Origin of the sequence: Stenotrophomonas geniculata, from assembly GCF_034508895.1 — a bacterium.
GTDB lineage: Bacteria > Pseudomonadota > Gammaproteobacteria > Xanthomonadales > Xanthomonadaceae > Stenotrophomonas > Stenotrophomonas geniculata.
Map to the genome: position 1 here is coordinate 3,404,199 of NZ_CP140571.1, position 17,301 is coordinate 3,421,499.

At 67.3% G+C, this 17,301-nt stretch carries 16 protein-coding genes; 9 read left to right on the plus strand and 7 right to left on the minus strand.

Features of this window, described 5'->3' with window-relative positions; translation table 11 throughout:
* Positions 1–609: 609 nt before the first annotated feature.
* Complete coding sequence (locus RI032_RS15700) at positions 610–1,437, minus strand: inositol monophosphatase family protein (RefSeq protein ID WP_005417749.1); 828 nt, start codon at positions 1,435–1,437, stop codon at positions 610–612.
* A gap of 120 nt (positions 1,438–1,557) precedes the next feature.
* Between RI032_RS15700 and RI032_RS15705 the strand changes: the two genes are divergently transcribed.
* The 3 genes from RI032_RS15705 to RI032_RS15715 all read left to right on the plus strand — a co-directional run bounded on the left by RI032_RS15705 (position 1,558) and on the right by RI032_RS15715 (position 5,430).
* On the plus strand, positions 1,558–2,328 hold the full coding sequence (locus tag RI032_RS15705; RefSeq protein ID WP_010486603.1) for an RNA methyltransferase: 771 nt from the start codon (positions 1,558–1,560) through the stop codon (positions 2,326–2,328).
* Positions 2,329–2,404: 76 nt separating this feature from the next.
* Positions 2,405–3,307, plus strand: coding sequence for a phosphate/phosphite/phosphonate ABC transporter substrate-binding protein (locus tag RI032_RS15710; RefSeq protein ID WP_032952775.1), 903 nt, complete (start codon positions 2,405–2,407; stop codon positions 3,305–3,307).
* A complete protein-coding gene (locus RI032_RS15715) occupies positions 3,304–5,430 on the plus strand; it encodes a putative bifunctional diguanylate cyclase/phosphodiesterase (protein ID WP_049482288.1) in 2,127 nt (708 codons plus the stop codon). Before RI032_RS15710 ends, RI032_RS15715 begins: the two co-directional genes overlap by 4 nt.
* A gap of 68 nt (positions 5,431–5,498) precedes the next feature.
* On the opposite strand, the gene epmB is transcribed toward RI032_RS15715, so the two are convergent.
* Positions 5,499–6,515: an EF-P beta-lysylation protein EpmB gene (gene epmB, locus RI032_RS15720; RefSeq protein ID WP_322547288.1), complete on the minus strand. Its 1,017-nt coding sequence runs from the start codon at positions 6,513–6,515 to the stop codon at positions 5,499–5,501.
* Positions 6,516–6,635: 120 nt separating this feature from the next.
* On the opposite strand from epmB, the gene efp reads away from it, so the two are divergent.
* The 5 genes from efp to RI032_RS15745 all read left to right on the plus strand — a co-directional run bounded on the left by efp (position 6,636) and on the right by RI032_RS15745 (position 10,864).
* Entirely contained in the window at positions 6,636–7,202 is a 567-nt protein-coding gene (gene efp / locus RI032_RS15725) for an elongation factor P (RefSeq protein ID WP_005410381.1), read from the plus strand.
* A 168-nt stretch (positions 7,203–7,370) separates the two neighbouring features.
* The gene (locus RI032_RS15730) at positions 7,371–8,714 is read left to right on the plus strand and encodes a TRZ/ATZ family hydrolase (RefSeq protein ID WP_312250911.1); all 1,344 of its coding nucleotides are present in this window, start codon (positions 7,371–7,373) and stop codon (positions 8,712–8,714) included.
* Positions 8,715–8,739: 25 nt separating this feature from the next.
* Positions 8,740–9,456: a bifunctional 2-polyprenyl-6-hydroxyphenol methylase/3-demethylubiquinol 3-O-methyltransferase UbiG gene (gene ubiG / locus RI032_RS15735; protein ID WP_305730271.1), complete on the plus strand. Its 717-nt coding sequence runs from the start codon at positions 8,740–8,742 to the stop codon at positions 9,454–9,456.
* Positions 9,453–10,148, plus strand: a complete 696-nt coding sequence (locus tag RI032_RS15740) for a phosphoglycolate phosphatase (protein ID WP_019336837.1) — start codon at positions 9,453–9,455, stop codon at positions 10,146–10,148. The genes ubiG and RI032_RS15740 overlap by 4 nt, the downstream gene beginning before the upstream one ends.
* A gap of 11 nt (positions 10,149–10,159) precedes the next feature.
* The gene (locus RI032_RS15745; RefSeq protein WP_053443313.1) at positions 10,160–10,864 is read left to right on the plus strand and encodes a squalene/phytoene synthase family protein; all 705 of its coding nucleotides are present in this window, start codon (positions 10,160–10,162) and stop codon (positions 10,862–10,864) included.
* An 88-nt stretch (positions 10,865–10,952) separates the two neighbouring features.
* Here RI032_RS15745 and RI032_RS15750 read toward each other — a convergent pair whose 3' ends face one another.
* Genes RI032_RS15750 through yidD form a run of 3 tightly spaced genes read right to left on the minus strand, consistent with a single transcriptional unit; the run spans position 10,953 to position 13,403 of the window.
* A complete protein-coding gene (locus RI032_RS15750; protein ID WP_322547289.1) occupies positions 10,953–11,801 on the minus strand; it encodes a M23 family metallopeptidase in 849 nt (282 codons plus the stop codon).
* Positions 11,801–13,147 (minus strand): dihydroorotase, encoded by a 1,347-nt coding sequence (locus tag RI032_RS15755; RefSeq protein ID WP_005417725.1) that lies wholly within the window; start codon positions 13,145–13,147, stop codon positions 11,801–11,803. The genes RI032_RS15750 and RI032_RS15755 overlap by 1 nt, the downstream gene beginning before the upstream one ends.
* 1 nt (position 13,148) lies before the next feature.
* Complete coding sequence (yidD, locus tag RI032_RS15760) at positions 13,149–13,403, minus strand: membrane protein insertion efficiency factor YidD (protein WP_134958656.1); 255 nt, start codon at positions 13,401–13,403, stop codon at positions 13,149–13,151.
* Between the two features lie 272 nt (positions 13,404–13,675).
* Here yidD and dksA point away from each other — a divergent pair, with 272 nt between their 5' ends.
* Positions 13,676–14,905, plus strand: coding sequence for an RNA polymerase-binding protein DksA (dksA, locus tag RI032_RS15765; protein WP_029380091.1), 1,230 nt, complete (start codon positions 13,676–13,678; stop codon positions 14,903–14,905).
* Positions 14,906–15,562: 657 nt separating this feature from the next.
* On the opposite strand, the gene RI032_RS15770 is transcribed toward dksA, so the two are convergent.
* Both RI032_RS15770 and RI032_RS15775 read right to left on the minus strand, forming a co-directional pair.
* Positions 15,563–16,810: an MFS transporter gene (locus tag RI032_RS15770; RefSeq protein WP_049482302.1), complete on the minus strand. Its 1,248-nt coding sequence runs from the start codon at positions 16,808–16,810 to the stop codon at positions 15,563–15,565.
* Positions 16,807–17,259 (minus strand): SufE family protein, encoded by a 453-nt coding sequence (locus RI032_RS15775; RefSeq protein ID WP_010486631.1) that lies wholly within the window; start codon positions 17,257–17,259, stop codon positions 16,807–16,809. Before RI032_RS15775 ends, RI032_RS15770 begins: the two co-directional genes overlap by 4 nt.
* Positions 17,260–17,301: the final 42 nt, after the last annotated feature.

Here is a 17,301-nt window from a genome sequence, read left to right on the forward strand (position 1 = left end):
CGGGCGTTTTTGTTTGCGCGCCGACGCATTGGTGGCGCCGGGCCATGCCCGGCGTATCGTTTCCGCGCCTGCGGAGAGGTGTCACTTTCTTTGCTCGTGCAAAGAAAGTAACCAAAGAAACACGCCGCCGGGGCGCGAGCCGTCGCTACGCGACGGTACCCTGCGCTTCTCGGCGAATCAGGGGGCGGCGCCGAACTCGCTTCGCTCAAACATCGGCGCCTCTTCGCCCCTGATTCCCCTGCGATGCTCGGCTCGCTCAAGGCGGACCCAAGGTCAAATGCTACAGCTGCACCCCGTAGATTCACGCCATGCGTGGATGCTGTTGCTCTTGATCTTGACCTTCCAGTCCGCCTTCAAGCGAGCCGAGCACCGCAGGTCCGGCGAGGGCGAAGAGGTGTGGGTGTCTGAGCGCAGCGAGTTCCCGCACCGTCCCTCGGCGGGCCGAGGAGCGCAGGGCACCGGCGTGCGCAGCGCGTCGGCTCGCGGCCGGCGGAGCGTTTCTTTGGTTACTTTCTTTGCGCGCAAAGAAAGTGACAAGCACGATCACCGCGGATACGAAAACGGCACCTTCGCAGGTGCCGTCTCCATGAATCGCTTTTACACGGAATCTCAGAACTTCGCGTCGAACTCCGCCGCGTAGCCGGTGTTCACCAGCACCTTCTGCAGCGACTCGGCCACCTTCAGGTTGCCGGCCACGATCTGGTGGGTCTCCGGGCCGCGGTTGTCCATGCGGCCCAGGGTCGCGCCCTTGAAGTCGCAGACCTTGCCGCCGGCCTCGCGGACCAGCAGCAGGCCGGCAGCGATGTCCCATGCCTTCACGCCGGCTTCGAAGTAGGCGTCGGCGCGGCCGCAGGCCACGTAGGCCAGGTCCAGTGCCGCCGAACCGGTACGGCGGATGTCCTCGCCGTGCACCAGCAGGGCGTCGACTGCCTTGAGCTGGGCGCTGGCGCGGGAACGCTCGCGCGGGGCGAAGCCGGTGTGGATCATCGTGCCTTCCAGATCCTTGCGGTCGGCCACGCGGATGCGGCGGTCGTTCAGCACGGCACCCGCGCCCCGGCTGGCGGTGAACAGTTCATTGCGCAGCGGGTCGAAGATGACCGCATCGGTCGGCTCGCCGTTTTCGACCAGGGCGATCGACACGCAGTAGTGCGGCACGCCGCGCAGGTAGTTGCTGGTGCCGTCCAGCGGGTCGATGACCCACATCTGGCGGCGCTCGCCCTGCACGCCACCTTCTTCACCGAAGATGCCGTAGTCCGGGTAGGCGCGCTTGAGTTCCTTGACGATGACCTTTTCCGCGTCCGCATCCACTTCGCTGGCGTAGTCCATCCGGCCCTTCTGCACCACGTTCAGTGCCTCGAGCTTGTTGATGTTGCGCAACAGGACGTTGCCGGCGAGGCGGGCGGCCTTGACCATGACGGTTACGGCGGGTTTCTGCATGGCGTGGGCTCCCGGAAAGGCAGAAGAGATGGACTGGCGGGGGAAAAGAGCGGGTCCGGCGCAGTGGCCGGCCGCACAGTTTACCATTGGTCATCGTCCAGCTCGACCTTTTCCCTGTTCATGTCCCAGTTTCCCGCCGCCACCCGCCTCCGATTCGTCCTGGTCGGTACCCAGCACCCCGGCAACATGGGGGCCGCCGCCCGTGCCCTGAAGACCATGGGCCTGGCCCGCCTGGTACTGGTCGCTCCCGAAAAGCCGCTGGACGAGGAGGCCTTCCGGCGCTCGGCCGGTGCCGAAGACGTACTGGGGGACGCCCCGGTGGTGGCGACTCTGGCCGAGGCCGTGGCTGACTGCCGCCTGGTGCTGGGCTGCACCGCCCGTGCCCGCCGTGTCCAGCTGGAGGAGTACCTGCCGGCCGATGCCGCTGCCCGCGCGGTGGCCAAGGCCGGCGAGGGTGCCGAGGTGGCGCTGGTGTTCGGCCGTGAGCGCACCGGCCTGACCAACGAGGAACTGCAGCTGTGCCATGCAGCGGTGCACATCCCGTCCGACCCGGAGTTCAGCTCGCTCAACCTGGCTGCTGCCGTGCAGGTGCTGGCCTATGAAACGCGCATGCAGCTGCTGGGTGCGCAGCCTGCAGCCGACGCCGAGCCGGGCTTCCGCGAACAGGCGGCCAGCCACGAGCAGATGGAGAGCTTCTTCGCCCAGCTTGGCGACACGCTGGATGAGATCGATTTCCACAAGGGCCGCGCCCCGGAATCGGCGATGCGCAAGCTGCGCCGCCTGTTCCTGCGCAGCGAACCCAGCGAGCAGGAAGTGCGCCTGTTGCGCGGCATCCTCGCCGACACCCAGCGCATGGCGCGACTGGCACAAGCGGGCAACAAGGACAGCTGACGACGTTCTCATTTTTTCGGGTAGTCTGTCTGGATACCCAGGGGGGATGAAGCCTGTGTCGGGTCTGCGAAAGGCAATGCAGGGGGGACTGCTGAGCCTGGCCATGGTCCTGCTGGCCGGGACGGTGCGTGCAGCACCGGACCCGGTACTGGTGCTGGGCCGGATCAGCGATGATCCCAAGGCGCATTACGAACAGCTGCAGCCCTTGCTGGACTACGTGGTGGCGCGCATGCACGACGTTGGCATCAAGGAGGGGAGGATCCTGATGGCACGCGACCCGCAGCAGATGGCCAGCTATCTGCGGCGGGGCAGGGTCGACTGGGTCACCGAAACCTCGGGTACTGCGGTGGCGCTGGGCCAGCGCAGTGGCGCCCGCCCACTGCTGCTGACCGAGCGCAACGGCGTGCGTGATTACCAGACGGTGTTCTTCGTGCGCCGCGACAGCCCGATCCAGCGCGTACAGGATCTGCGGGGCCATCGCCTGGCCCTGCAGAACACGGCGTCCACCAGTGCCTATCTGGTGCCGGTGATGACGTTGCTGCAGGAGGGCCTGTCGCCGCAGATCCTGGCCGGTGCATGGGACATGCCGGGCCGGGACAGTGTGGGTTACGTATTTGCACGCAGCGAGCTGAACATCGCGACGTTCGTGCACAAGGGGGTGGTTGACGTGGGAGCGGTGAGCAGCGTGGACTGGAATGACGAGCGGCGGATGCCGGCAGCGTTCCGGCGCGACTTCCGCGAGCTGCTGCGCACCGAACCCTACCCGCGTGCGGTGGAGATGGTCCGCGCCGACCTGGATCCACGCGTGCGCGATCGCCTGCAGGAAGTGCTGCTGCAGGCAGCCAGCGACCCGCAGGCGCAGGGGGCGCTGCATCGGTTTTTTGGCACTTCCGGGTTCCACCGCGTCGATGCGCATGCGCAGCAGCGGTTGGATGAATTGAAACAAGGATTGACGCGCGTGCGGATGGAAGTGGAATGAAGTGGCTTGGCTCGGGGATGCAGGCCCGGTTCCTGCTCGCGATGGGCGGGGCGATGGTCGTGGTGATCGCGATCCTTGCAGTGTTGTTGGGGCGGCAGACGGCGATGCAGAGCGAGGTGCGCAACCTCAGCGGCGGCGTCATCCATGAACTGTTCGACCGCAGCGTGCGCAGCCGCGGCGAGGCGATGGCGCGTGAGTTGTCCGACGCCCTGGCCAACCCGTTGTACTACCGCGATCTGGACCAGGTCGGCGTACTGGTACGCAGTACCGCGCGCCAGCCCGTGGTGCGCTATGTACTGGTGTTCGACGAACGCGGCCGGCTGGTACACGACGGCTCGGTCGAGGTGTCCGGATTCGGCCAGCCGATGGCCGATCCCCTGGCACCCAAGGCTGCAGCCGCGCAGATGCTGGTCGTGCAGGAATCGCCGAAGGTGCTCGACAACACCATGCCGATCATGATCGGCAACCAGCGCATTGGCGGCGTCCGGGTCGGCATGGCGCTGGATGAGGTGCAGCAGCGCGAGCAGGCGGCCAACGCCACCCTGGGCGAGCGCCTGCAGCAGGTCGGCAGCCGTCACCTGGGCTGGCTGCTGCTGATGCTGGGCCTGCTGGTGGTGATCGGCGTGGTGGTGATCCTGTACGTGCAGCGCACCCTGGTCGCGCCGATCCGTGATCTTGCCGTCGCCGCGCGTCGCATCGAGGCCGGTGACTACCAGACGCCCCTGGCCGAGAACACCCGCGACGACGAGGTCGGCGAACTGGTACGTGGTTTCGCCCGGATGCGCGATGCGATCGCCCGCCATGACCGCGAAGTGCGGCGCATGGCCTATACCGACGCGCTGACCGGGCTGACCAACCGGCTGGCATTCCGCGAGGCGCTTGATCATCGGTTGATGGCCGCCCGTGCCGCCAATCACCGGTTGGGCCTGCTGTTCGCCGATATCGACGACTTCAAGCGGGTCAATGACACCCTTGGCCACGAGGCCGGCGATGAGGCATTGCTGCAGTTCGCCCAGCGCATCGGCCGCGCGGTCACCGAGGCCGGGGGCGATGAAACCCTGCTGGCGCGCTTCGGCGGAGACGAGTTCGTGATCCTGGTGGGCGACGGTGATGTGGCCGCCAACGCGCGGCTGCTGGCCGAAGTGCTGGTGCGCGAGCTGGGCAAGCCGCTGGTGGTGCAGGGCAGGGAACTGTTCCTGGGCACCTCGATCGGCGTGACCCTGTTCCCCGACGATGCAGCCGATGCGACCACCCTGCTGAAGAACGGCGACATCGCCATGTACCAGGCGAAGATGGCCGGCAAGAACTGCTATCGCTATTACAGCCGGGCGATGGACCATGCGGTCGAGCGTCGCGTGCATATGGAACAGGAGCTGCGCGGTGCCTGGGAGCGCGGCGAATTGCGCCTGGCCTACCAGCCGATCTTCCGCATGCGCGACCGCCGGATGGTCGGCGTTGAAGTACTGTTGCGCTGGCAGCACCCGACCCTGGGCACGATTCCGCCCTCGGTGTTCATCGAGGTAGCCGAGCAGAGTGGGCTGATCGAGATCATCGGCCCGAAGGTCCTGCGTGCGGCCTGCATGGAGGCCTCGCAGTGGCCGCGCGGGGCGGCCGGGGACGACCTGTTCGTGTCGGTCAACGTGTCGCCACGGCAGTTGCGCGGCGGTGAGCTGCCGGCACTGGTCGCGCAGTGCCTGCATGAGTCCGGGCTGCCGGCGTCGCGCCTGCATCTGGAGCTGACCGAAACCGCCGTGATCGGCGACGAGATGGTTGCCGCGCAGCTGCTGGACAAGCTGCACCGCACCGGCGTGAAGGTCTGGTTGGATGATTTCGGGACCGGCTTCTCCGGGCTCAGTCATCTGCGCCAGGTACCCGTGGACGGCGTGAAGATCGACAAGAGTTTCGTGGCCGACATGCAGCGTGACCCCGATGACCTCGCGCTGACCACGGCGATCATTGCCATGGCCCACGCGCTGGGCATCACCGTAGTGGCCGAAGGCATCGAGCAGCAGGCGCAGTTCGAGCTGCTGGCGCAGCGCGGCTGCGACCTTGGCCAGGGCTATTGGCTGAGCCACCCGGTGACCGCCACCGAAGTGGTGCGGATGATCGAATCGGGCATCTGACCGACTGACGTTGTGCTGGGGTCAGATCCCTTTTCCGTCGGAAAAGGGATCTGACCCCTGCAGTGCTCCTACACCGGGCGCTTGCTCGGATCGCCGGGCAGTTCGCGCACCAGCTTGGGGATCAGGTAGCCGGACAGGCGTGCGGTCAGGCCGGCAATCAGTGCCTTGGCCTGGGCATCGTCCACTTCGAAATGGGCCACGCCCTCGACCCGGTCCAGCTGGTGCAGGTAGTAGGGCAGCACGCCGGCGGCGAAGCTGCGCTCGCTCAGGTCCTGCAGGGCCTGCACGCTGTCGTTGACCCCGCGCAGCAACACCGCCTGGTTCAGCAGCTGGGCGCCGATGCCGCGCAGGCGGGCCATCGCCGCGTCCACGCTGGCATCGAATTCATTGGCATGGTTGGCGTGGACCACGATCGCCAGCGGCCAGGGCAGGCTGCCCAGCCAGGAGACCAGTTCATCGTCCACGCGCTCCGGCAGCACGATCGGCAGCCGGGTATGGATGCGCAGGCGGCGGATATGCGGAATCGCGCGCAGGGTGTCGGTCAGCTCGACCAGCTTGTGCGTGGCCAGTGACAACGGGTCACCGCCGGACAGGATCACCTCATCGATGTCCGGGTCGGCCGCGATGGCGGCTACGGCCTCGTGCCAGCCGCCCTTGGCAGCGTTCTCCGCCCCATAGTCGAAGTGGCGGCGGAAGCAGTAGCGGCAGTTGATCGCGCAGCTGCCGGTGGCGACCAGCAGGGCACGGCCACGGTACTTCTGGATGACGCCGGTGGCCTTCTTGGCGGCACCGTCGCCCACCGCATCGAAGCTGAACCCGGGCACCGGGCGCATTTCCTCGTCGATCGGCAGCACCTGGCGCAGTAGCGGGTCGGCCGCATCGCCAGGGCGCATGCGGGCCACGAAGCCTTCCGGCACGCGTAGCGCGAACTGGGCCATGGCCGCCTCCGAGACGCCCAGCGCGGCCGGGTCCAGCTGCAGCCGGGCCAGCAGCGCGTGCGGGTCGCGCAGCGCCTGGCGCCAGAGCTGCTGCCAGCGCGCGGGCGCACCTGGCGACTGGGGCCGTGGGAAGGCGGAAAGCTGCATGGAGAGGGGGCCTGCGGTTATCATGGGGGCAGAAAAACAGTCGCCCACCGGCATCCGGTGGGCTTTCCATTCTAACGGCTCGCCGCACCCGCGGCGTTTTTGCCACTCAGGAGTTTACGCATGGCCAGCTACGGCATGAACGACGTCAAGAACGGGATGAAGATCCTGGTCAACAACCAACCGGCCGTCATCATCGACACCGAATACGTCAAGCCGGGCAAGGGCCAGGCCTTCACCCGCGTGAAGTACCGCCTGATCAAGGACGGCCGTACCCAGGAAGTGACCATGAAGTCGACCGACTCGCTGGATGCAGCCGACGTCGTCGATACCGACATGAACTTCATGTACAGCGACGGCGAGTACTGGCACTTCATGGACCCGGAATCCTTCGAGCAGGTCCAGGCCACCAAGGCCGGCATGGGCGGCGCCGAGAAGTGGCTGAAGGGCGAAGAGTCCTGCGTGGTCACCCTCTGGAATGGTGAGCCGATCTTCGTGCAGCCGCCGAACTTCGTTGAACTGAAGATCACTGAAACCGATCCGGGCGTCCGTGGCGACACCTCGGGCGGCGGCGGCAAGCCGGCCACCCTGGAAACCGGTGCCGTGGTCCGCGTGCCGCTGTTCGTCAACCAGGACGAAGTGATCCGCGTCGACACCCGTTCGGGCGAGTACTCCGCACGCGTCAAGTAAGGTTCCGGCCGCAGGCCGACCATACTGTAGAGCCGAGCCCGTGCTCGGCTTTCCGGGCACCGCCCGGACCCGTTGCTGGCGCCCATGGCGCCACAGCGGACAGCCGCCGGGCATGGCCCGGCGCTACCGCCTCCCGCCAGGCCCTTCTTCAATAGCCAGTGAGCCCGCATGAGCGATAGCCCGCACCTCCCCGAAGCCTGCGACCTGCTCATCGAAGCCGGTTACGTCGTTCCGATCGAGCCGCATGCGGTGGTGCTGGAAGACTACGCCGTGGCCGTGCGTGGCAGCGAGATCATCGCGATCCTGCCGCGTGCCGAGGCGCGCGCGCGTTTCCGCGCCGCCCAGGTGGTCAGCCGCCCCGAGGCCGCGCTGATGCCGGGCCTGGTCAACGCGCACACGCACAACCCGATGACCCTGCTGCGCGGCGTCGCCGACGACCTGCCGCTGATGACCTGGCTGCAGCAGCACATCTGGCCGGTGGAAGCCGCGGTAATCGGCCCCGAATTCGTTGCCGACGGCACCACCCTGGCCATCGCCGAGATGCTGCGCGGTGGCACCACCTGCGCCAACGAGAACTATTTCTTCGGCGATGTGCAGGCCGCGGTCTACAAGAAGCACGGTTTCCGCGCGCTGGTTGGCGCGGTCATCATCGATTTCCCCACCGCCTGGGCCAAGACCGACGACGAGTACTTCGCCAAGGCCGGTGAACTGCATGACCAGTGGCGCACCGATCCGCTGATCGGCACCGCGTTCGCGCCGCATGCGCCGTACACTGTCAACGATGCCAACTTCGAGCGGGTGCGGATGCTGTCCGACCAGCTCGACATGCAGGTGCACCTGCACACCCACGAGACCGCGCAGGAAATCACCGATTCGATCAAGCTGCACGGCCAGCGCCCGCTGGCGCGGCTGGATCGGCTCGGTCTGGTCAACGACCGCCTGATCGCGGTGCACATGACCCAGCTGACCGATGCGGAAATCCACCTGTGCGCCGAGCGTGGTGTCAGCGTGGTGCATTGCCCGGAATCGAACCTGAAGCTGGCCTCCGGGTTCTGCCCGGCCTGCGCCCTGCAGCGTGCTGGCGTGAACCTGGCGATCGGCACCGACGGCTGCGCCAGCAACAACGACCTGGACATGTTCAGCGAGAACCGCACCGCGGCGATTCTGGCCAAGGCCGTGGCCGACGACGCCACCGCGCTGGATGCAGCCACCACGCTGCGTGCCTCCACGCTGGGCGGCGCCCGCGCGCTGGGCTTCGGTGACCGCATCGGTTCGATCGAGGTCGGCAAGCAGGCCGACCTGGTCTGCGTCGACCTGTCCGCGCTGGAAACCCAGCCGCTGCACAACGTGCTGTCGCAGCTGGTGTACGCCACCGGCCGCCAGCAGGTCAGCGATGTCTGGATTGCCGGCAAGCCGAAGCTGGTGCAGCGCGAGCTGGTCGGCATGGACCTGCCGGGCATCATCGCCAACGCGCGCCAGTGGCGCGAGCGCATCCGCCATATCCGCGCCTGAACCCTGGCGCCGCAAGGACACCCTCATGACTGCCCCCCACGCATCCTCCAATTTCGATCAGGCCGAGCTGGACAAGTTCGCCGCGCTGGCCAACCGCTGGTGGGACGCTGATGGCCCGCAGAAGCCGCTGCATGCGCTGAACCCGGTGCGGCTGAAGTATGTGGCCGACCGCGTGCCGCTGCGCGGTGCGCGCGTGCTGGACATCGGCTGTGGTGGCGGCCTGCTGAGCGAGGCGCTGGCGCAGTCCGGTGCCGACGTCACCGCCATCGACCTGGCCCCGGAACTGGTCAAGGTCGCGCGCCTGCACGCGCTGGAAAGCGGTGCCAAGGTGGATTATCGCGTCCAGGCCGCCGAGGACCTGGCTGCCGAGCAGCCGGGCAGTTTCGATGTGGTCACCTGCATGGAAATGCTCGAGCACGTGCCGGATCCGGGCGCGATCATCGAGGCCTGCAAGCGCCTGCTGAAGCCAGGCGGCCACCTGTTCCTGTCGACCATCAACCGCACCGCTGCCGCATTCGCGGTGGCGATTGTCGGTGCCGAGTACGTGGCGCGATTGCTGCCCAAGGGCACGCATCACTACCAGGAATTCATCAAGCCGGCCGAGCTGGCACGCTGGCTGCGCGAAGCCGACCTGCAGCTGGTGGATGTCAGTGGCATGGCCTACGAGCCGTGGCGCAACCACGCCCGCCTGAGCAGCCGCACCGACATCAACTACCTGGCCTACGCGGTCAAGCCGGCATGACCTCTGCCCGCTTCCCGCGCGCGGTGCTGTTCGATCTGGACGGCACCCTGCTGGATAGCGCGCCGGACTTCGTTGCCACCTGCGATGCGATGCTGGCCGAACGTGGCCGTGCGCCGATCGATCCGGCACTGCTGCGCCCGGTGGTGTCCAAGGGCTCGCGCGCGATGGTCGGTGCGGCATTCCCGGACCTGGATGCCGCTGCGCGCGATGCATTGATCCCGGAATTCCTGCAGCGCTATGAAGCATTGATCGGCCAGCACGCGGTGCTGTTCGATGGCGTGGCCGGCATGCTCGCCGCGTTGGACGACGCCGGCACGGTGTGGGGCATCGTCACCAACAAGCCCGAGTACCTGGCGCGTCTGATCCTGCCGCAGCATGGCTGGCAGCAGCGCTGTGCGGTGCTGGTGGGCGGTGACAGCCTGGCCGAGCGCAAGCCGCATCCGCTGCCGCTGCTGCACGCGGCGCAGGCGATCGCCGTTGCCGCCGAAGACTGCGTGTACGTGGGCGACGACGAGCGCGACATCATCGCCGCGCGTGCCGCGGCCATGCCGTCGGTGGCGGCATTGTGGGGCTATCGCCTGCACAGCGACGACCCGCTGGCCTGGCAGGCCGACGTGCTGGTCGAGAACGCCGGACTTCTGCAACTGGCCAGTCTCTGGCCGACCCGGCCGGCAGCCCCGGCCCAGCCGTAAGGAATGACGTAGTGAGCAGTACCGCGCTGGACAGTTTCCTCGACAAGTGGCGCAGCCGTTGGCCGGAATGGTCGGTGGCCGCCCCGTTCGTGGCCGAATCGCAACGCGAGCTTGCAGTGGCGTGGTTTGCGCTGCTGCAGGAGTTCGACGACATGCTCAATACCGGCGGCGATCCGTTGCCGGCCGACGCCAAGCTGGCTTGGTGGGGCGAGGAGCTGCGCAGCTGGGCTGCGCACAGGTCGCGCCACCCGTTGGGTCGCTTGCTGGAACCGGTGCGTGCGCCGTGGGCGCAGCTGGCCGAAGCGCTGCCCGATCTGGTTGAAGCGCGCACGGTCGCGCTGGATGCGGCCGGTGCCGAGCGTGCGCTGGCCAATTACGCCGACGCGGTTGCCGCGGTGGAAGCGGCGCTGTTCAACGACAAGCCGCGCACCGGCGCTGGTCGTGCGGTGCAGCTGCAGACCCTTGCCCAGCGCCTGCAGGATGCCGGCGTGGCCGGTGTACCGCGCAGCCTGCTGGATGAGGATTCCAGCACGGCTGCGCAGCGCTGGGCGCAGTACCTGCTGAAGGGGTGGGGCAGTCGCGTGCCCGGCCCGCGCCCGCGCCGTGTGTGGTCCAGCCTGGCGCGCGCACGCGTGGCGGCGCAGGCCGCAGGCAAGCCGATCGAAGCCACCCCGGTGCGCACCCTGCTGCGCGTGTGGTGGGCTGCCCGCGGTTGATCGATTCTGGTGGGTGCGGACCTTGGTCCGCACGCTCCATGAGGTTGTGCCGACCAAGGTCGGCACCTACCACAGCGCGTTGCGCGCGTTATTTATGTTCCAGCACCAGCAACGGGTCGATGCGGGTATCGAACCAGTTCATGCCCCAGTGCAGGTGCGGGCCGGTGGCGCGACCGGTGGCGCCGACCGCGGCGATCACCTGGCCCTGTTTCACCCGGTCGCCGACCTTCACGTCGATGCGCGACAGGTGCAGGAAGTTGGAGCTGACCCCGAAGCCGTGGTCGAGCAGCAGCGTGCCACCGGTCAGGTACAGGTCCGGGCCGGCGAAGGTGACGATGCCGGCGGCCGGTGCCTTCACCGGGGTGCCGGTCGGCACCGCGATGTCCATGCCGGAATGACCGGCACCAGGTTGACCGTTGTAGACACGCGCATTGCCGAAGCGGCCACTGATGCGGCCCTGCACCGGCCAGATGAAGGTCTGGGTGAAATCAGTGCGGTCGTCATCGCGGGCACGTGCCGCGGTCACCTGCGCCTGTTCGCGCTTGATCCGCTCGGCAATCGCCGGCGACGGGTTCACCGTTTTCGGCGGCACGCCGTTGACCCGCTCGGTGGGCCAGTCGCGCGGCGTCACCGCAATGGTCGCCGTCTCGCTGCCACCATCGGGGCGCTGTACCTGCACGCGCAACGGGCCCTTCTCGTCGCGACCGATGCCGAACACCACACTGCCATAGCCGCTCACCCGCAGTTGGCGGCCGGCGTACTGCACGCGGCTGCCGGCGGGCACCTTGCCGATCACCAGCGCGCCCTGCGACGCGCTGGCCGGAAACACCACGCGACTGTCGATCAGGCTGCCGATGCCATCCTGCGCCTGCGCCGCCGGTGCGGTGAACAGGGGCGCGGCCAGCAGCAGCGCCCCGAACAGAAATACCTTGCGCATCAGCGGTCGTAGGTCATGCGCTGGCCGGCCGGTTCACCCACCAGTTTGCTGCCGTCCCACACCAATTGGCCGTTGACCCAGGTCGAGGCCACGCGCGAACGGAAGGTGGTGCCTTCGAACGGCGACCAGCCGCACTTGGACAGCACGTCCTCGCGCTTGACGGTGAATGGCACGTCTTCCACCAGCACCAGGTCGGCGAAGTAGCCTTCGCGCAGGAAGCCGCGTTCTTCCACGTCGAACAGCTGTGCCGGTGCGTGTGCGAATTTCTGCACCACCTGCTCGCGGGTCAGCTTGCCTTCGTGCACGCGCTCCAGCGCGGCCACCAGTGCGTACTGCACCAGCGGTAGGCCCGACGGCGCCTGCGCGTAGGGCTTCTGCTTCTCTTCCCAGGTGTGCGGCGCATGGTCGGTGGCCAGCACGTCCAGCACGTCGTCGGCCAGCGCAGCGGTGATCGCCTCGCGGTCGGACACTTCCTTGATCGCCGGGTTGCACTTGATCAGGTTGCCCTTGGTCGCGTAATCCGGGCGCGCGAAGTGCAGGAAGTGCACGCAGGTTTCAGCGGTGATCTGCTTGCGGCTGCCATCGGCGCGGATCAGCGGGCCCTTCTCGAACAGCGCCAGTTCGTCGGCGGTGGAGATGTGCAGTACATGCAGGCGGGTGCCGTGCTTGCGCGCCAGCGACATCGCCAGCCGGGTCGACTTGATGCAGGCCTCGCGCGAACGGATATCCGGATGCATGTCCGGGGTCAGCGCGTCGCCGTACTTTTCCTGGAAGGCCTTCAGGTTGGCATCGATCATCGGCGTGTCTTCGCAGTGCGTGATGATCGGGGTCGGGCATTCGCGGAAGATCGCATCCAGCGTTTCCGGGTTGTCCACCAGCATGTTGCCGGTAGAGGCGCCCATGAACACCTTCACGCCCGGGGCCTTCTTCGGGTCCAGCGCACGGATCGCTTCGAGGTTGTCATTGCTGGCGCCGTGGTAGAAGCCGTAGTTGGCCCAGGCGCGGCCGCGCGCGAGTTCGTACTTGGCTTCCAGGATGGTCGAATCCAGCGTCGGCGGGTTGGTGTTGGGCATGTCCATGAAGCTGGTCAGGCCACCGGCCACGGCCGCCGCCGATTCGCTGGCGATGTCGCCCTTGTGGGTCAGGCCCGGTTCGCGGAAGTGCACCTGGTCATCGATCATGCCAGGCAGCAGCCAGCGTCCGGCCGCGTCCACCACCTGCTCGCCGTCGCGCGGCGCCAGCCCATTGCCGATCTGCGCGATGCGGCCGTTCTCGATGCGCAGGTCGCCGTCGAAGGTGCGGCCTTCGTTGACCATCCGGGCGTTGGTGATGAGGGTGGAGGACATGTCAGTGTTTTCCTGTGCAACGGCAAGAGGGGGCGTGGTTGGATTCGGGCACCGGGTCGAAGCCGCCGGGGTGGAACGGGTGGCAGCGGCCCAGCCGGCGCGCAGCCAGCCAGCTGCCGCGCAGCGGGCCGTGCCGCGAGATGGCGTCCATCGCGTATTCAGAACAGCTCGGCACGAAACGGCAGCGTGGCCCCAGCAGGGGGCTGATGAAGCGCTTGTAGAAGCGCAGCAGGGCAATGAGCAGGCGCGAGATCACCCAGTCATCTTATGCCAGTTGGCATGAAGGCCGCATTTGTGCAGGATGGGCCGTTGGTCGCATGTCGCCGATGGCCTGCGACCGGTACCAGCACCTTCGGGTGCTGGCCAGGTTCCGTACCGCGCAAGGCGGTCCGTGTTCGTCGGACTGCCTCCAAGGGCGCCTTGACTCCAGGACTGAATGGAGCAGGGGGTCGAGGTTGCTGCTGCGGGTCGGGTAGGCTATAAAGGCCCGCTTTCCCGGGCCCCGGGGAATCCAAGGAAGAGCGTTTCGTGGCTGCTAAAAAAACTGCAAAGAAGGCCGCAACGGCCGCCAAGAAAACCGCCAAGCCTGTTGTGAAGAAGTTGGCGGCAAAGCCCGTTGCCAAGAAACCGGCCAGCAAGCCGGCGACCAAGGCAGCGTCCTCGCAACCGGCGGCCAGGAAGGCCACCGCAAAGAAAACGCCGGTCAAGGCAACCAAGCCGGTGGCGAAGAAGGCTGCTGCGCCCGCCAAGGCCAAGCCTGCCGCTGCCAGCAAGAAGGCGCCGGTGATGAAGAAGGCCGCCAGCAAGGCCGCGCCGGTGAAGAAGGCCGCCGCCAAGCCGGTGGCGAAGAAGGCCGCAGCCAAGCCGGCGCCGAAGGCGGTGGTGAAGAAGGCTGCAGCCAAGCCGGTCGCCAAGCCCGCGGCCAAGAAGGTCGCTGCGGCTAAACCGGTTGCCACGCCTGCCGCTGTAAAGAAGGTTGCCAAGAATGTTGCCGTGCCGGCCGTGAAGCCGGCCCCGGCCCCAGTAGTGAAGTCCGCACCGAAGCCTGCTGCCAAGCCGGCTCCGGCCAAGCCTGTCCCGGTCAAGACCGTGGCAGTGGCAGCAGCCCAACCGGCTTCCAAGCCGGCCCCGGCCGCCGCTCCTGCCGCTTCGAAGGCCCCGCAATCCAAGAATCCCGTGCCCGTTTCGAAATCGCCTGCCAAAACCGCCGTGAAATCCGATTCCGCCCCGAAGACCGTGTCGCGCCCTGTCGGCAAGGTTGCCGTGGCCGTCGCCGCCCGCTCGGCTGCACCGGCCCCGCGCAGCAAGTACAAGGTGGTCGAGTACAAGACCGACGAGGCCACTGGCCGCCCGATCCTGCCGACTGGCTACAAGCCGTCCTCGGAAGAGGAATACATGAGCCCGCTGCAGCAGGAGTACTTCCGTCAGCGTCTGCAGAACTGGCGCGCGGACCTGGTGGAAGAGTCCAAGCAGACCATCGAGAATCTTCGTGAGGAAGTGCGTGACATCGGCGACGAAGCCGAGCGCGCGACCCGCGAGACCGAGAACTCGCTGGAACTGCGTACCCGCGACCGCTACCGCAAGCTGATCGGCAAGATCGACAGCACCCTGAAGCGCCTGGAAGCGGGCGACTACGGTTACTGCGTCGACACCGGTGAAGAAATCGGCCTGGAGCGCCTGGAAGCGCGCCTGACCGCCGAACGCACCATCGACGCCCAGGAGCGTTGGGAGCACCTGCAGAAGCAGCAGGGCGACTGATTCCTGCTCGTTGTATGGTCATGCGAAAAACCCGGCCTCGGCCGGGTTTTTTGTTGGGTTCGAGTTGGCTGTGTAGAGCAGCGCCTTCCGGGTATCGGGTGGAGCCTGCGGGTGGGGCCGGGCAGGACACGCTGCAAGTACATCCCTGTAAGCTCGGCCGCGGCATCCATGCCGCGGACGGTCCCGCCCGGACCCACCCGCAGGCTCTCGACGGTTTCCTGCGTGCGCGGCCGATGTAGAGCCGAGCCCATGCTCGGCTCGGGCCGAAGGCGCGGGCTTGGAGGGAGGATGAGAGCAAAGACCGCCACTTCGCTCGCCGGGCATGGCCCGGCGCTACCGAAGCCTGCGTGCGCGGCTGCGGCTCTTGACTTGAGTCCGCCTTGTCGCGAGCCGAGCACCGCAGGGGAATCAGGGGCGAAGAGGCGCCGCTGTTTGAGCGCAGCGAGTTCGGCGCCGTCCCCTGATTCACCGAGGAGCACAGGGCACCGGCGCGCAGCGGCGGCTCGCGGATGGCGGAGCGTTTCTTTGGTTACTTTCTTTTCGCGAAAAGAAAGTGACACCCCGCCGCGGTCGCGGAAAAGGGCCGCCGGGCATGGCCCGGCGCTACCAATGCGTCGGCGCACGTAAAGCGGCTGTCACGGAAACGACGAGCCGACGCTACTGCAGATCACGCAAATTCAATTTCCGCAATGTCGGGTTCTTCCACGCGGTGATCCCGGCCACGCTCAGCACCGCGAACCCACCCAGCACCACGGCCGGCACCAGGCCGAGCAGCTTGGCCATCGTGCCGGCATAGAACGCGCCCAGCTCGTTGGACGAACTGATGAAGATGCCGTTGATCGAAGACACCCGTCCGCGCATCTCTTCCGGCGTGGCCAACTGCAGGATGGTCGATCGGATCACCACCGAGACGCCATCGAAGGCCCCGTAGAACAGCAGGATCAGCGCCGACAGCCAGAAGTGCTGCGACAGGCCGAAGCCGATCACGCACAGGCCGAAACCGGCCACCGCGAACAGCAGTACGCGGCCGGCATTGCGGTGCAGCGGGTGGCGGGCCAGCCACAGGCCCACGCACACCGAACCGAGCGCCGGCATCGCGCGCAGGATGCCCAGGCCTTCCGGGCCGTGGTGCAGGATTTCGTGCAGGAACGCCGGCAGCATCGCCACCACGCCGCCGAGCAGGACCGAGAACATGTCCAGCGCCATCGCCCCGACCATGATCCGGTTGCCGACCACGAAGCGCGCGCCTTCGGCGATGCTCTTGAAGATCGGCGCGGCGGGACCGGTGTGCACCGGTTCTTCCACCTTCAATGTAGCCAGGCAGGCCATCGCCACCAGCGCAAAGGCCGTAGCCACCGCGTAGGAGAGGCCCTTGCCGCCGAAGCCGACCAGCACGCCACCCAGAGCCGGACCAGCCACCATGCCGGCCTGGAACACCACCGCGCCGAGGCCTGCGCCGCGCGCGAACTGATCGCGGGCCAGCACGCGGGCGAACAGCGCGTTGTAGATCGGCGACAGGAAGGCGCGGACCATGCCGGTCAGGGCAATGGCTGCATAGATGGGCCACACGCCTTCAAACGGCAGCCAGCCCTTGGCCACGCTGGTCAGTACCAGCGCGGTGGCGATCAGCCCGGAACAGGCCGCCATGCCCAACCGGCGCCGCGGCAGATGGTCGACCAGGTAGCCGGCGAATGGCGCCACGCAGAAGAACGGCAGCACCTCGGCCAGGCCGATCAGGCCCAGCGAGAACGGATTGCGGGTGACTTCGTAGATGTGCCAGCCGACGGTGACTGCCACCACCTGGTAGGACAGCATCGCGAAGATGCGGTAGGCCAGCAGCTTGGCGAAGCCGGGTCGGGACAGCAGGCCCAGCGCGGTGTCCTCGGCTGTGGCAGGCTCGCTCACGACGGATCGCGCTGCAGCTGGGCCTGCGCGGTCTCGCGGATGAAGGCCAGCATCGCTGCCACACCATTGCTGCGGGTCGGAGACAGGTGGCGGGCCAGGCCGATGTCCTGGATATAGCTCGGTTCGGTGGCCAGGATCTCCTGCGCCGAGCGCCCGGAGTACACGCGCAGGGCCAGGAAGATCAGGCCGGAGACGATGGCCGAATCACTGATGGCATGGAAGCGCAGCGACTGCGCATTGCCTTCCGGCACGATCCAGACCATCGACTGGCAGCCGAGCAGGCGATGCTCTTCGGTCTTCCATTCTTCCGGGAAGGCCGGCAGCTTGCGGCCGAGGTCGATCAGGTACTGATAGCGCTCGGACCAGTCGCCGAAGAAGCCGAATTCCTCGGCGATGGCGGTCTGGGCCTCGGCGGCGGTGGGTTCAAGCGGGAACGGGGAGTCGGTCACAACAGTCTCTACGGTGGGGCGTGGCCGGCGTACCGGCCACGG

Coding starts and splice junctions, on each gene's coding strand:
- RI032_RS15700 (WP_005417749.1), bottom strand. CDS start 1,437: ATGCAGAAACCCGCCGTAACCGTCATGGTCAAGGCCGCCCGCCTCGCC.
- RI032_RS15705 (WP_010486603.1), top strand. CDS start 1,558: ATGTCCCAGTTTCCCGCCGCCACCCGCCTCCGATTCGTCCTGGTCGGT.
- RI032_RS15710 (WP_032952775.1), top strand. CDS start 2,405: ATGCAGGGGGGACTGCTGAGCCTGGCCATGGTCCTGCTGGCCGGGACG.
- RI032_RS15715 (WP_049482288.1), top strand. CDS start 3,304: ATGAAGTGGCTTGGCTCGGGGATGCAGGCCCGGTTCCTGCTCGCGATG.
- epmB (WP_322547288.1), bottom strand. CDS start 6,515: ATGCAGCTTTCCGCCTTCCCACGGCCCCAGTCGCCAGGTGCGCCCGCG.
- efp (WP_005410381.1), top strand. CDS start 6,636: ATGGCCAGCTACGGCATGAACGACGTCAAGAACGGGATGAAGATCCTG.
- RI032_RS15730 (WP_312250911.1), top strand. CDS start 7,371: ATGAGCGATAGCCCGCACCTCCCCGAAGCCTGCGACCTGCTCATCGAA.
- ubiG (WP_305730271.1), top strand. CDS start 8,740: ATGACTGCCCCCCACGCATCCTCCAATTTCGATCAGGCCGAGCTGGAC.
- RI032_RS15740 (WP_019336837.1), top strand. CDS start 9,453: ATGACCTCTGCCCGCTTCCCGCGCGCGGTGCTGTTCGATCTGGACGGC.
- RI032_RS15750 (WP_322547289.1), bottom strand. CDS start 11,801: ATGCGCAAGGTATTTCTGTTCGGGGCGCTGCTGCTGGCCGCGCCCCTG.
- RI032_RS15755 (WP_005417725.1), bottom strand. CDS start 13,147: ATGTCCTCCACCCTCATCACCAACGCCCGGATGGTCAACGAAGGCCGC.